The sequence below is a fragment of the Dyadobacter sp. CY347 genome (assembly GCF_021502655.1).
GTDB lineage: Bacteria > Bacteroidota > Bacteroidia > Cytophagales > Spirosomataceae > Dyadobacter.
This window is the reverse complement of record NZ_JAKFFT010000007.1, coordinates 222,100-236,222: the sequence shown is the minus strand read 5'-3', so window position 1 is coordinate 236,222 and position 14,123 is coordinate 222,100. Positions and strand designations below refer to the sequence as shown.

Genomic DNA, 14,123 nt, shown 5'->3' with positions numbered 1-14,123 from the left:
CCGAAAACGTATTCCCCGCGTAAATAAAGTCTCCCCATCCCACTGAACTCCAATGAAAGGCAAAAAAGTATTAATCACCGGAGGAACGGGCCTCATCGGCAAAAGACTGACCCAGCTCCTGCTCACAAAGGGTTATGAAGTGGCGTATCTGAGCCGGAAGAAGACAAATATTCCATCGGTCCAGGTTTTTGAATGGGATGTTGAGAAAGGTTATATTGAAGAAAACGCGCTTGAAAACACAGATTACCTGATCCACCTGGCGGGTGCAGGTGTGGCGGAGGGCCGCTGGACGGAAGAGCGTAAAAAAACGATCATTACCAGCCGCACGGAAACGATCGGATTGATCCGCAAAAAGTTAGTTGAAAAGAACATTCGTCCTGCCGCATTCATTTCCGCTTCGGGAAGCAGTTATTATGGTGAAGATACGGGCAATATCCATAACACAGAAAACACGCCTCCTAACAATGATTTTCTCTCACACGTAACCATCGTTTGGGAAAAAGCTGCCGACGACATTGCGGCATTAGGGATCAGGACCGTAAAGTTGAGGACCGGAATTGTGCTCAGCAACGAAGGCGGCGCGATCCCAAAAATGGCCGCTCCGGCAAAACTAGGCTTTGGCGCACCATTAGGCTCCGGAAAACAATGGGTTTCCTGGATCCACATCGACGACATTTGTCAAATGTATATTGATGCCATGGAAAAAGAATCCTGGGAAGGTGCTTACAATGCGATTACAGGCCAGCCCGTTACCAATGAGGATCTTACCAAACAAATTTGCATTGCATTAGGCAAGCCGCAATGGTTGCCCAATGTTCCGGCATTTGGCTTAAAGCTCGTTTTTGGGGAAATGGCCAGCGTTGTGCTGGGAAGCAGCTATTTGGTCAATGAAAGAATTGCAAAGGAAACAGACTTTCAGTATCAATATGACGACCTCGGTAAAGCGCTGAAAGACATCTTAAAGTAGTCTTCCGTCAGGGCATTATTCTTCTTCCTCTTCCAGCTCATCCTGCGTTAACGGCTCCACGGTTTCAAGCCATTTGTCACGTTGAAGCTTGGCTTTAAAATTGTCCATCACATTTAATTGAATGTTGCCGTTACTGAACGTCGACATTTGTAAGCCTACAAAAGCAAGCGCTTCATTTAATCGTGCTTCAAGCGGCGTGCTTGTGAAGATGCAGTCATGCCAATACCATTCAAGCGGTTCGCCGGCAACTTCCTCGACGATATCAATGTAATCCTGTAATGTATATCCGATAAAAGGTTTTCCAAAACGCTTCCATAGCAGTTGCATCACCGTATCCAGCGACTGCCCATGATCAGTTTTCTTCCTTAAATACAGATCGAGTATTAGCGCCGCCAATGCTCCTTTGTGGTAAACGGATACTTTTCGGTTAGGGATTCCTTTTTCGTAGCCGTCCAGCCAAAGATCAAAAGACGAGTCTGCCAGCGACTGGGTGGCGTGGGAGCTGCTTTCGAAATGCCTTTTCATATAAACCTGCAATTCCTTAATGTAATTTTCATCCGTGAAAACATCGGCGCGTTTCAGGAAAAGATCGCCATAGTAAGTCGTACAACCCTCTGCGACGAAGCAGGTGCGGAAATAGTTTTCTTTGGTAAAATCATAAGGCAGCAATTCTGCCGGCCGGATGCGTATAATGTTCCAGGCATGAAACAATTCGTGCGAACTCACGCCCAGCAAATCCGAATAAAGTCCTTCTCCTTCATCGTCCGGCCCTAGAACGATCATGGTCGAGTTATGATGTTCAACGCCGTGATAAAATGCAGTGGGCAGGATCAGATTGAGGAAATGATAGTCATTTTCAGGAAACTCGCCCATTGTAATGATCTGCTCACGGGAGAAACGGCGGAAGTCACGGACGATTCTGCGCCAGTTTGGCTGCAAATTTCCATGCATCCAGATATTGAATTCCACGCCACGCGCCTGATAATGCCGTCTTTGCAAACTCTCAGAAGCCAGTAGCGGGCTGTCTACCAGTTGATAAAAATCCTTTGCCTTTAAAACATTTCCCTCTGACGGTAATCCGCAAGCAATCTGGTAACCTTCCGGCAGTTCCAGGTGGATCGTGTATGGTTCACCAATGCGCCCCTCGGTATACATGCAGAAATTGATAAAATTGAGATACCACAACTCCTCATCCACATAACTGCTGCCCGCATTTTGAATGGCTGCATAGAACGTATAGCGAATCCTGACCTCTTTTTCACCGGCCGTTGCAACCTGCCAGCGGTCTTTCGTTACCTTATGAATAGAGAGTTTCTGATCGGTCGCTGAGATCGCTTCAATAAATTGAATATTTTTGGCGAAATTTTGTATTTCGTATCGTCCGGGCCTCCACGCAGGCAACTGAATTTCGATAACCTCTGCATCAATTTCAGGTATCGTGTAAGTAATGTTGATTAAGTGGGACTGCGGATCGGATACGTAAATATTATAATGCATAGATAAAGAAAGGTAATTTGAGGAGTGGGTAGCACTAGTTTAGGCGTAAACCAAAATCCGGGATTTCTACGTTACCAGTTACAATATTATAAAATAAACGATTTTAAGATGAAAAGTAAAATCCTCCTCCTATGCACGGTCCTGTTTGGTATTTTAATCAGTCCAACATTAATGGCCCAAGATGACGAATATTACCGGCCTGACTCATTGCGGAAAGAGAATGTGGAAGAGGTGGAAAGACCGCCCGTTGAACAGAAACAGATGGTTGAAAAAAAACCATTAGCCGAATTCAAAGACCGTCCATTTATTGACAGATTAAGATTGGGGGGCAGTTTTGGGCTAAGCCTGGGAACGGTTACCAACATCAACCTGTCTCCCATGGCGGGTTACGAGCTTACAGAAAAACTCGTTGGCGGCGTGGGTGTGACCGGGATGTATTTCAGATACAAATATTATGATATCAATACGCTTTATTATGGTGGGCGAGCCTTCTTGATGTATTCGGTTGTTCCGGTGGTCAATATTATTGCAGAAGCTGAAGTGCTGAATGTAGAAGGTTCTTACCAAAAGCGGCAGTGGCTGACCTCGCCACTTGTTGGCGCAGCCTACTCACAGCCCACCGGCGGCCGGTTTATCAAAGCTGTACATTTCACAGCCTTATTTAATTTGAACTACAATAATCAGATTGATAAATACAGCGGCCAGAACCTTTCGCCTTACGGCAGCCCGTTCGTTTTCCGGGTAACATTCCTTTAGGGATTCCTAATTATACCATACATAATGAACCACTGTGTCACCGCAGTGGTTTGATTTTTTACCACCAATAAGTAAGCTTGCTATCCGGCATGCTGCATTTTAATAACCTACTACTATGGAAAATCCCGTTTTGATTTTTGGTGCCGGCGACTTGGGCGTTCAGGCATTGGATATATTTAAAAGAAATAATGTGCTCGTTTATGGATTGCTGGACGATCATAAGGAGCTGCACGGCAAGGAATTTGGGGATGTGAGTGTGCTTGGAAATACGGACGACACCGGGTTTCTGAGCATTCTTGGCAGTAAATGTGAAGCATTTGTAGCCATTGGCGAGCGCTCGGTACGCGAACGCCTCGTGGAAACACTAACCGAAGAATACAAAACAATGCCGATCAATGCGATCCACGACAGCGCATTGATCTCCGAAATGGCCACAATAGGGCATGGTAACCTGATCGGCGCGCGCGTTACGGTAGGCGCGAAGTCAAAAATCGGGCAGCATTGCCTGGTGCAGACGGCCGCAGTTGTGGATACGTGGGTGCAGGTCGGTGATTATGTGACGATCGGTGCGGGAGCGATCATTAACGACCGCGCGAAGATTGGCGATGGCGTTTTCATTGGTTCCGGGGCGATAATCGTGGCTGGGATTGAAATAGGCAAGAATGCACGGATCGGCGCCGGATCGGTTGTGGTTGAAAATGTGCCGGCAAAAGCCACTTATTTCGGCAATCCGGCGCGCAAGATCTGACGGCAATAAAATTTAGCCATAGTTTTTTTATTAAATCGAAAGACATTACCTTTGCAGTCCTTTTGACAGAAAAAGTGAAAGAGCTAAGTAAATACAACATAGACATTTACGGTTTGGAAGACAAACAGTATGCCTATGAAATGGAGTCGGGAGATGCATTTTTCCAGGAACTTGAACAGGATCTGATCGAGTTTGGCCATTTCAAAACGCATGTTGTGCTCAACAAGTCGGCCACTATGATCCAGCTTAATTTTCACACAGTTGGAAGCGTAACGCTGACTTGTGACCGTAGCCTGGAACCGTTTGAGGAACCAATTGAACAGGATGATCGCATTATTTTAAAGTTTGGCGATCATAATGAGGAGCTGACGGACGAGATTGAGATCATAAACCGCAATACGAACAGGATCAACATTGCCCGTTACATTTTTGACTTCATAGCATTAGCGCTTCCTGTCAAAAAGATCCATCCTGACCTGCGTGGCGAAGAGGAGGAAATTGATCCGCTAGATGAAGCCGACGGCATTTTGGTTTATTCATCAGAAGCCGCGGAACGTGACGAAACAGAAGAAGAAGAAAAAATAGACCCCCGCTGGGAAGCATTAAAAAAGCTGAAGGGCGAATAACGATACCCAATACCCGTTGGCTTAAGCCAACGGAAAAATTAAATGACCGACGGTTTCAACCGACGGATAATAAACCAAAAACAAAACATACAGAACATAAAGCATCATGGCACATCCTAAGCGGAGACATTCCACAAGCCGTCGCGATTCGCGCAGAGCACATGATTTCCTTACAGGAAAACAATTAGGCACTGATTCTTCGACAGGAGAAATTCACCAATTCCACCGTGCACACGTTCACGAAGGCAACTTGGTTTATAGAGGTAAAGTTGTAGTTGAAAACTATTCAAAAACAGTCTAGTTTCAGTCGATGAGTATACTGATTTCGCAGCAGCCGTATAAAAGTTGTTGCGAAATTCTTTTTTACTACGGCACATCTGCTAAATTTACACCTTCGATTTCTAACTTATTAGTCTAAAATAACAGCGTGTAAATGAAAATTGCGGTAGATGCCATGGGGGGAGATTTGGCTCCACAGGCAATTGTTGAAGGGGTTATTCAGGCCGCTTCTGAACTACCATCCGAGGCGAGAATCGTTTTAATTGGCCGTGAAAGTGTAATTTGGGACATTTTTAACCAAAACAATTTCACTCCTACTAATGTTGACGTCGTTCACGCAGAAGATGTTATTGAGATGGGGGAACATCCAACCAAAGCCCTTTCTCAAAAACCGAATTCCAGCATCGGCATCGGTTTCAAGCTTCTGAAAGAAAAAGAAGTCGACATATTTTGTAGTGCCGGCAACACCGGAGCTATGCACGTAGGAGCGCTTTTTAGCATTAAGGCGATCGAAGGAATTATAAGACCAGCTATTGCAGGATTTGTGCCACAGGTTGGTGGCGGATATTCGATTATGCTGGATATTGGCGCTAATGCCGACTGCAAGCCAGAGGTGCTTGCGCAATTTGGAGAAATAGGCTCTATTTTTGCCCAATATACATTTCAGATAGAAAAGCCCCGGGTGGCCCTTATGAACATAGGGGAAGAGGAACAAAAAGGTTCTCTTACTTCTCAGGCCACTTATCCCCTGCTCAAACAAAACAAGCGAATAAACTTTATAGGAAATATTGAAGGTAAAGACCTCTTTACCAATAAAGCTGACGTAATTGTAACAGATGGCTTTACAGGCAATATTTTGTTCAAATTGGGCGAGTCGCTGTATGAAATTTCAAAAGAAAGAGGCTTCAGTGATGAATTCATAGACAAGACCAACTATGAATCCATTGGCGGAAGTTCCATCATCGGAGTAAACGGAAATGTCATGATCGCTCATGGGATATCATCTCCGCTGGCAATAAAAAATATGATCGGCTGGGCTTATAAACAGGTTAAGTCAAAAGCATATTTGCATATAGCGCAGGCATTGAATTAATTTCCATTGCTGACAACCACGAAATGAATAAATTGATTCTGTTCTTTTTTACAAAAACCTATTCGGATTTTGAATAGTTAAATTTATCATGACCCATATAAAAGCCTCTATAACAGGAATACAAGGGTATGTGCCTGATTATATTTTGACAAATGCCGAACTTGAAACAATGGTTGCGACAAATGACGAGTGGATCGTCAGCCGCACCGGCATCAAAGAAAGGCATATCCTCAAAGGCGAAGGTTTAGGAAGTTCTCATATGGGTGCCGAAGCTGTGAAAGGATTGCTTGCCAAAACCAACACCCTCCCCAGCGAAATTGACCTCCTGATTTGCGCTACGACAACCCCCGACTTTATTTTTCCCTGCACCGCTAATCTTATTTGCGACATGGTAGGGATCAAAAATGTAGGAAGCTTTGACATTCAGGCGGCTTGTTCAGGTTTTGTTTATGCACTTACCCTTGGCTCTCAGTTCATTGAGACAGGAAAATATAAAAAGATCGTCATCGTAGGCGCAGATAAAATGTCCGCGATCGTCGATTACACCGACCGGAAAACTTGCATTCTTTTCGGCGATGGCGCAGGCGCTGTTTTGCTTGAACCGGACACCGAAGGAAATGGGATCATTGATTCTATCATAAAATCAGACGGCGCAGGTTATCCTTACCTGAACCAAAAAGCAGGAGGAAGCCGCTACCCGCCCACACATGAAACTATTGACGCCCGTTTGCATCACGTATATCAGGATGGTGCTCAGGTATTTAAGTTTGCTGTGACCAATATGGCTGATATTTCGGCCGAGATCATGGAGAAAAATGGCCTTAGCGGTGATGATGTGGCGTGGCTTGTTCCGCACCAGGCAAACAGGAGGATCATTGAAGCGACGGCGCACCGCATGGGTGTGGGAATGGATAAAGTAATGGTGAACATCCAGAAATATGGAAACACAACCTCCGCAACCATTCCACTATGTCTTTGGGATTATGAATCACAATTAAAAAAAGGTGATAATCTCGTTCTGGCTGCCTTTGGGGGCGGATTTACGTGGGGTTCCATTTATTTGAAATGGGCCTACGGCGAATAAAGTATTAATACTAATTTTTGAATTAAAATGGCAACTACCGCAGATTTGCGTAACGGATTAGTGATCAACTTTAATCACGATCTTTTTCAAGTAATTGAATTTCAGCATGTAAAGCCTGGAAAAGGCAATGCATTCGTTCGTACCAAGCTGAAAAGCCTTACTTCCGGCAAAGTTTTGGATAACACATTCTCATCCGGCGCCGGAATCATCCCGGTTCGTGTAGAAAGACATAAATTCCAGTTTCTCTATAAGGATGAAATGGGTTTCAATTTCATGAACGCCGAGACATTCGACCAGGTTTCGATCGATGAGAAACTAATTACCAATGCGGATCTGATGAAGGAAGGCCAGGAAGTTGAAATCCTGATCAACACAGAAACGGACGCTGCGCTTCTTTGCGAATTGCCTCCATTTGTAGAGCTTACGGTAACTTATTCGGAGCCGGGCTTAAAAGGTGATACAGCTAACTCCCCCAAGAAAGCGATCGAGGTGGAAACCGGTGCGAGGATCATGGTTCCTTTGTTCATTGAAGAAGGCCAGAAGATCAAAGTGGATACCCGCACTTACGATTACGTAGAAAGAGTAAAATCATAGCTCAACGATCATCACCCACAGTTTTAATTTTGACTAAATGGAAACCAAAGAAATCCAAAAATTGATTGACTTCATTGCCCAGTCGGGACTTGATGAAGTGAACATTGAAACAACTGATTTGAAAATAAAGGTGAAGCGTTACGGTTCTGCACCAACAGCATCATTGTCTTCATCACAAGCGGCACCGGCACCTTCGTACGCACCTGTAACGCCTACGACAGCTGTTACGCATTCAGCTCCTTCTGAGCCTACGGTTTCCTCAGAATCAGCAGCATCTTCTAATCTGATTACCATAAAATCGCCGATGATCGGCACATTCTATCGCGCTTCAAGCCCTGAAACGCCTGCTTTTGCTAACATTGGCGACGAAATAAAGCCTGGCAAAGTGGTTTGTGTGATCGAAGCGATGAAGCTTTTCAACGAGATAGAGTCTGAAATTTCAGGAAAAATTGTAAAAGTATTGGTTGAAAACGCCACTCCGGTAGAATTTGATCAGCCGTTGTTCCTGGTAGAGCCTGTTTAAGGCAATGGACGATCTGTAAAACTTAATTGATTTTCATGTTTAAAAAGATACTCATTGCCAACCGGGGCGAGATCGCCTTGCGTGTTATCAGGACCTGTCGTGAAATGGGCATCAAAACGGTTGCCGTGTATTCCACAGCCGACCGCGATAGTCTCCACGTTCGCTTCGCAGATGAAGCCGTTTGTATCGGTCCGCCGCCAAGCCGCCTGTCTTACCTAAGCATTCAAAATATTATTTCAGCAGCCGAGGTTACCGGCGCAGATGCGATTCATCCGGGTTACGGATTTTTGTCTGAAAATGCTGAATTCTCCCAAATATGTGCCGATTACGGCATTAAATTCATCGGTGCAACTGCCGCCCAGATCAATGGTATGGGCGATAAAGCCACTGCAAAAGCAACCATGATCGCTGCCGGCGTTCCGGTCGTTCCGGGTTCAGAAGGACTCTTGGAATCGATTGAACAAGGCAAAATGCTGGCAGAAGGCATCGGTTATCCTGTGATCGTGAAAGCAACTGCCGGTGGCGGTGGCCGCGGCATGCGGATCATTAACAAGCCCGATGAATTCGAAAAAGCATGGAATGATGCCCGTACGGAATCAGCAGCAGCATTCGGCAACGATGGATTATATCTGGAAAAATTCGTAGAAGAGCCGCGTCACATTGAGATCCAGATCATTGGAGACCAATTCGGTAAGGTTTGCCATTTGTCAGAACGCGATTGCTCTATCCAGCGTCGTCATCAGAAATTGGTTGAAGAAACACCTTCGCCGATCATTACGGATGAACTTCGTGAAAGAATGGGCGCAGCCGCCATCAAAGGCGCGCAGGCGATCGGTTACGAAGGAGCAGGGACCATTGAATTCCTTGTTGACAAGCACGGAGAGTTCTTCTTTATGGAAATGAACACCCGTATCCAGGTTGAACACCCAATCACAGAGGAAGTGACTGATTTTGACCTCATTAAGGAACAAATTAAAGTTGCTGCGGGAGAACCGATCTCAGGCATTAACTACACGCCAAAGCTTTTCGCTATGGAGTGCCGCATTAATGCAGAAGATCCGGCCAACAACTTCCGTCCGGCTCCGGGTAAGATCACCAATTTGCACTTCCCAGGCGGACACGGCGTTCGGATTGACAGCCACGTATATAGCGGCTACACCATTCCCCCGAATTACGATTCCATGATTGCCAAGCTGATTGTCAGCGGCCAGTCACGCGAAGAAGTACTCACCCGCATGAAGCGCGCATTGCAGGAGTTCGTCATAGAAGGCATCAAAACAACGATTCCATTCCACATTAAATTAATGGACGACCCCGGCTTCAAATCCGGAAATTTCACAACGAAATATCTGGAAACGTTTGATTTTTCGACGTTGTAATAACTGTAATACTTCAAACAGAAATGGCTGCTAGTGCAAAACTGGCAGCCATTTCTGTTTTTATCCTAGTTAGCTGACGACTTGTGCTCGTTATCTGAAATTTGTAGCTTTACCTGAAACGAAACTTATGCCAGCATTAATAACAAATATTAGCCAGCTAGATCCGAATGGGACTTTCACCTATGCGGACTACATTCTGTGGCGTATTGAAGAAAGGATCGAACTGATTAAGGGCAAAATTTTCAAGATGTCGCCCGCCCCTAATTTGACGCATCAGCGCATCTCTACCCAGCTGCAAGGGGCAATCTTTAACTTCTTGGGTAACCAGTCTTGTGATCTTTTCAGCGCGCCATTTGATGTGAGGCTACATAGTTTGAGCAAATCAATAGTTGCTAACAGTGACATTTATACAGTGGTTCAGCCGGATCTTTGTGTTGTTTGTGATAAAAGCAAACTCGATGAAAGGGGCTGCTTAGGAGCACCGGATTTAGTGATTGAGATTTTGTCGCCAGGGAATTCAAGAAAGGAAATGGATGACAAGTTCGAGTTATATCAAGAGTCTGGCGTCCGCGAATATTGGCTCGTTGAACCAGTAGAATGCGCTGTTTTCGTGTATGTGCGTAATGATACAGGAGAATTTATCGGCCTGAAACCAGCAACCAAATCTGTTCAATCCAGCATATTCCCGGATCTTGTGATTGACTTAGATAAGGCATTTGGGAAGTGAAGATTAATGAAACGAATCAATTTCCGGATAATCCATGCGTGCGTAATTGTCTATTTAAATGATTTCTGCTTGGTACAAGTGGCAGCGAAGCAAGCTCATAAGGCCGGTTAAAAGCCTTTTGATTTACTTTGAACCGGTCTGCTACTTTTCTGATTACTTCTTTGGACATTCCCTTGCGATAATGCAGAATATCAGATACATAACCTTTGCTAACATTGAGGAGCAATACCAAATCCTTCGCTTTCATCCGGTGTTCCTGCATTAATGATTGCAGGAGAACAACCGGATCAGATTGCTCAAATGTATTCGTTTCAGAGTCATACTTCTCAATCAAAACAGTCAGGAGTTCTACCTCATCCAAATGCGCCTCAGGTTCTGAGTGACTCAGCAACTCTCCCAGCTCTTTGCAATATTTATCATACTGCTTTTTGTCCTTGATTACTTTGTATTTGAGTGTCTCTACCATCTCAATATGCATTTACTATATACTGTTTCTGCGCTTTACATAATGTTGTATATGCAGCATGCGTTCCAATCCAGCAAACAAACAAATGGATTTGACTGCTGCCAAAAACATACTTGCATATCATGCGGTAACTATTTCCGGCAATATCAAAAACTACTCTACTCGTACTATTCCCAAGCAAATCAGCAGATCTAAATGTGCTTTTAATGTCATCTGGCCTTTCCCAATCTGCATATTTCAATTTTGTTAACCAATCGGCAAATGCGGCCCTGCATTGTGCATGCGACATTACAAAAGACTCAATGCTACCTTTTTTGATCAGGTGAACTCTCATGAAATAGTGTGTAAATGTACTTAAAAAGTTAGCAAAAAGAGAACTTTTCCAGATAATGAGGCGGCTATCACCAGTCTGCTTTATAAGAATCCTTCACTGACTATACCATATTTTTATCATTTAATACCACCTCAAACCAACTGAATCACCCCATAAGCACTTACAACCAAAATCGATACTACGCTGATCCAGAAAAAGATGTCGTAAGTCAGTGTGGGCTTTAAGGACGAGGGGAGTTCTTTGAAACGGAAAACGAGGGAGACGTAGACGATGAGCAGCAGCAATATGGAAGTGGCAATGCCGCCCAGAATAACCATTAGAACGGGCGATTGGATAAATAAAAAGAGGATACACCAGACAGCAGGCAAAACCCAGGACAGGATGGCAATGCTTTTTCGCTGATTTGCTGCGGTGTCGAATTTCATCCAGCCGAGCTCCCCGAATGCATCGCCCCAAACCCGGGCCCAGCTTGCCGTGGCCGTAAAAAGAGTGGAGTATAGCACGAAAAATGCCCCGACCAGGAAGAGGTTTTTAGCCCAGGGCCCTAACGTTTCCGTGAAAATCCTGGAAAGCACTTCTATCATCTCATAACCTTCCGGAACAGCTCCGCCACGATGCAAAACGGCCGCGCCCAACAAATAAAACGCCGCCGTCACCACCGTGTAAACGACCATAGATAAAACCGCGTCCAGATACATAACATTAAACCAGCCTTTTGCCCGCTCCGCCCATTCGGGTGTGCCGTCATTAGCACCGGTGTAGGCGGCATAACCCTTTTCTATGCACCAATAATTGTAATACATGATCTCATCTCCGCCCACGCCTGTGATCCCAAATGCACCAAAGGCGATCGCTACCAAACTTGTCGGCAAGGAAAATTGAAGGCCTGACTTGATCTGCTCCCAATGAATAGCATATTTCGTGCCTTGCAGCAAAATCAATGACACCAGAATAACGCCGGTAAAGAGAATGATCATCACCAGTGAGCCTTTCTCGACCGGTCCGTAATGACCGCGGTAAACCAGAAATGATGTGATTAATACAGAAAATATAGCCCAGACATTCACCGGAATGGTTGGCCACGCCATGTTCAAAACGATGGCAACACCGCCGACAATCCCCCCAACCTGCAACAATTTTAACCCCTGTAATGAAAGCCACAACCAAATGCTCCAATGCGCCCTCCCCCATTTACGGCCTGGTAACCGATTGAAATTATGCATCATGAATGTGCCCGTGTAAATGGCGTTTTTGCCAAATTCCAGCTGCAACGCCACCTTTACCAGACAACTTACAATAATGACCCAGAAAGTGATAAATCCAGCCTTAGCGCCGAGCGCAGTGGTGGCAATAAGCTCACCCGAGCCCACAATTGCTGCGGAAAGGATAAAGCCGGGGCCGAGATACTTGAGTCTTCCCGCAAATGTGGAAGGAGGAGAAAGAATCCTGCTCATCTTAAAGCTTTCTTCTGAAAAGCAACACGATGCGCAGGACTACTTTTATTTGTTAATCAACTATGGATCAAAGGTTACCAACAGCCTGATGGATCTGCTTGACGGTGTCCTGGTAATTATCCTCGTTGGGTAACCCAAACAATGATTTTTCTTTAATGATCTTGGCAACATTCTCCGGAACAAGTTGCTCCCAGCCCGGCTCGCCTCTTTTGATCTTTTCAAGCACACTATCGGTCGTAATGTGCATGTGTTCCTTATTGTAATTGACGATGTCCTCGATCTTATCATTGATGACCAGATACTGAAACAATGGCCTCAAATGGTCTGGAACAACGAAATTGGCACAGCTGTAAACTGATCCGTCGGGTTGTAATGTTGGGTAAATAAAGAGCTTCACCTTCCTGCTGAACAGCGTCGCGAATGATTCCAGAATGCCTCCCGGAAGCGATTGGTAATGTTTTTCTTCAAAAATATCCTGCAAACTCGGACTTCCTAACAATAATCCCGCTTTTAGTTTGGTAAGGCGGGACAGATAGGCAACCAGCCGGAAATATTCGTGGTGATTGGAGATCATTACCATATGTCCCAGCGAACAAAGAATGTCCACGCGGTCCAGAAAGTCCTTTTCGTCAATATCGCGGTCGCCGCTTTTGAGGTTATGCAATGTAAGTTCGGAGATCAGCACCACCTTCGACTCATCCACATCTTCCTCATCCAGAAATTGCTTTTGCCCATTGCTGATCAGGTCAACATGCACATTGGTAATGGGCCTCAACCGGCCTCGCATCATCAGAATGTGCTTTTTATACAATGCTTCCGAAGGCTGCAAAACACCGCCATCGCTGCCGAACAATGCTGCGTCGGTAAAGCCGTTTTTCACAAGCCTGAGGCTCATTAAGCGGTTATCCACTTTGGCAAAATCCGGCCCGCTAAAACGCACCATATCAATTTCAATGCGATCCGTTGTCAGATCGTCCATCAATGATAGCAGCAGTGTTTCGGGAGATTTATAATAGAAAAAACAGCCATACATGAGATTAACCCCGATGATTCCTAAAGCCTGTTGCTGCAAGACATTCTCGTCATCCCGCATCCGCACGTGTATCACGACGTAATTCGTCGGGCCCATGGGCGAAAGTTGAAACTGCAAGCCTATCCAGCCGTGCGACTCATTGGTTTTCTGAAAGTTAAGGGCAACAACGGTGTTGGCAAATGCAAAAAACTGGCTCTCTTCGCCCCGTTTCTCCGAAAGACGCTTTTCGACGAGATTGTATTCACGGTTCAGCATTTTCATCAGGCGGGATTCCACCACATACCGGCCACCCTCCTCTGTCCCATATATTGCATCACTGAAAGTCATATCGTAAGCAGACATTGTCTTCGCTACCGTTCCTGACGCCCCGCCTGCCTTGAAAAAATAAGCAGCTGTTTCCTGTCCTGCCCCTATTTCTGCAAAAGACCCATAAATCCTGCGATCCAGGTTGATCCTTAACGCTTTTTGTTTTGTACCAAGGTTCTTTTCGTACATAACTGTATATTAGTAAGATGAAAAGCAATATGTGTAAATATAAGAAAAATACAGTTAACAGTCGATTA

General features: G+C 45.1%; 16 protein-coding genes. 11 read left to right on the top strand and 5 right to left on the bottom strand.

All coding sequences use genetic code 11. The annotated features are described in order from the left end of the window. Positions 1-52: 52 nt before the first annotated feature. Entirely contained in the window at positions 53-967 is a 915-nt protein-coding gene (locus L0659_RS16770; RefSeq protein ID WP_235127770.1) for a TIGR01777 family oxidoreductase, read from the top strand. Positions 968-982: 15 nt separating this feature from the next. On the opposite strand, the gene L0659_RS16765 is transcribed toward L0659_RS16770, so the two are convergent. After that, positions 983-2,464, bottom strand: coding sequence for a M61 family metallopeptidase (locus L0659_RS16765; RefSeq protein WP_235127769.1), 1,482 nt, complete (start codon positions 2,462-2,464; stop codon positions 983-985). Positions 2,465-2,572: 108 nt separating this feature from the next. Here L0659_RS16765 and L0659_RS16760 point away from each other — a divergent pair, with 108 nt between their 5' ends. The 10 genes from L0659_RS16760 to L0659_RS16715 all read left to right on the top strand — a co-directional run bounded on the left by L0659_RS16760 (position 2,573) and on the right by L0659_RS16715 (position 10,273). Then, positions 2,573-3,220: a hypothetical protein gene (locus L0659_RS16760; RefSeq protein WP_235127768.1), complete on the top strand. Its 648-nt coding sequence runs from the start codon at positions 2,573-2,575 to the stop codon at positions 3,218-3,220. Positions 3,221-3,335: 115 nt separating this feature from the next. Further along, on the top strand, positions 3,336-3,968 hold the full coding sequence (locus L0659_RS16755) for an acetyltransferase (RefSeq protein ID WP_235127767.1): 633 nt from the start codon (positions 3,336-3,338) through the stop codon (positions 3,966-3,968). A 74-nt stretch (positions 3,969-4,042) separates the two neighbouring features. Beyond that, positions 4,043-4,594 (top strand): DUF177 domain-containing protein, encoded by a 552-nt coding sequence (locus L0659_RS16750; RefSeq protein WP_235127766.1) that lies wholly within the window; start codon positions 4,043-4,045, stop codon positions 4,592-4,594. Between the two features lie 106 nt (positions 4,595-4,700). Continuing rightward, on the top strand, positions 4,701-4,895 hold the full coding sequence (gene rpmF, locus L0659_RS16745; RefSeq protein ID WP_084439466.1) for a 50S ribosomal protein L32: 195 nt from the start codon (positions 4,701-4,703) through the stop codon (positions 4,893-4,895). Positions 4,896-5,027: 132 nt separating this feature from the next. After that, positions 5,028-5,966, top strand: coding sequence for a phosphate acyltransferase PlsX (gene plsX, locus L0659_RS16740; protein ID WP_235127765.1), 939 nt, complete (start codon positions 5,028-5,030; stop codon positions 5,964-5,966). Between the two features lie 88 nt (positions 5,967-6,054). Next, positions 6,055-7,050 (top strand): beta-ketoacyl-ACP synthase III, encoded by a 996-nt coding sequence (locus L0659_RS16735; RefSeq protein WP_235127764.1) that lies wholly within the window; start codon positions 6,055-6,057, stop codon positions 7,048-7,050. 27 nt (positions 7,051-7,077) lie between these two features. Then, complete coding sequence (efp, locus tag L0659_RS16730) at positions 7,078-7,644, top strand: elongation factor P (protein ID WP_234603011.1); 567 nt, start codon at positions 7,078-7,080, stop codon at positions 7,642-7,644. A gap of 37 nt (positions 7,645-7,681) precedes the next feature. After that, the gene (accB, locus tag L0659_RS16725) at positions 7,682-8,167 is read left to right on the top strand and encodes an acetyl-CoA carboxylase biotin carboxyl carrier protein (protein ID WP_235127763.1); all 486 of its coding nucleotides are present in this window, start codon (positions 7,682-7,684) and stop codon (positions 8,165-8,167) included. Between the two features lie 35 nt (positions 8,168-8,202). Further along, the gene (gene accC, locus L0659_RS16720; RefSeq protein ID WP_235127762.1) at positions 8,203-9,546 is read left to right on the top strand and encodes an acetyl-CoA carboxylase biotin carboxylase subunit; all 1,344 of its coding nucleotides are present in this window, start codon (positions 8,203-8,205) and stop codon (positions 9,544-9,546) included. A gap of 127 nt (positions 9,547-9,673) precedes the next feature. Further along, entirely contained in the window at positions 9,674-10,273 is a 600-nt protein-coding gene (locus tag L0659_RS16715) for a Uma2 family endonuclease (protein WP_235127761.1), read from the top strand. A gap of 16 nt (positions 10,274-10,289) precedes the next feature. On the opposite strand, the gene L0659_RS16710 is transcribed toward L0659_RS16715, so the two are convergent. The 4 genes from L0659_RS16710 to L0659_RS16695 form a co-directional block, all read right to left on the bottom strand. Next, on the bottom strand, positions 10,290-10,739 hold the full coding sequence (locus L0659_RS16710; RefSeq protein ID WP_235127760.1) for a type II toxin-antitoxin system HigA family antitoxin: 450 nt from the start codon (positions 10,737-10,739) through the stop codon (positions 10,290-10,292). Between the two features lies 1 nt (position 10,740). Continuing rightward, a complete protein-coding gene (locus tag L0659_RS16705; RefSeq protein ID WP_235128051.1) occupies positions 10,741-11,028 on the bottom strand; it encodes a type II toxin-antitoxin system HigB family toxin in 288 nt (95 codons plus the stop codon). A gap of 176 nt (positions 11,029-11,204) precedes the next feature. Further along, positions 11,205-12,527 carry an Nramp family divalent metal transporter gene (locus L0659_RS16700; protein ID WP_235127759.1) on the bottom strand — a complete coding sequence of 441 codons (1,323 nt, stop codon included), beginning with the start codon at positions 12,525-12,527 and terminating at the stop codon, positions 11,205-11,207. A 67-nt stretch (positions 12,528-12,594) separates the two neighbouring features. Further along, positions 12,595-14,055, bottom strand: a complete 1,461-nt coding sequence (locus L0659_RS16695) for a TonB-dependent receptor (protein WP_235127758.1) — start codon at positions 14,053-14,055, stop codon at positions 12,595-12,597. Between the last annotated feature and the right edge of the window lie 68 nt (positions 14,056-14,123).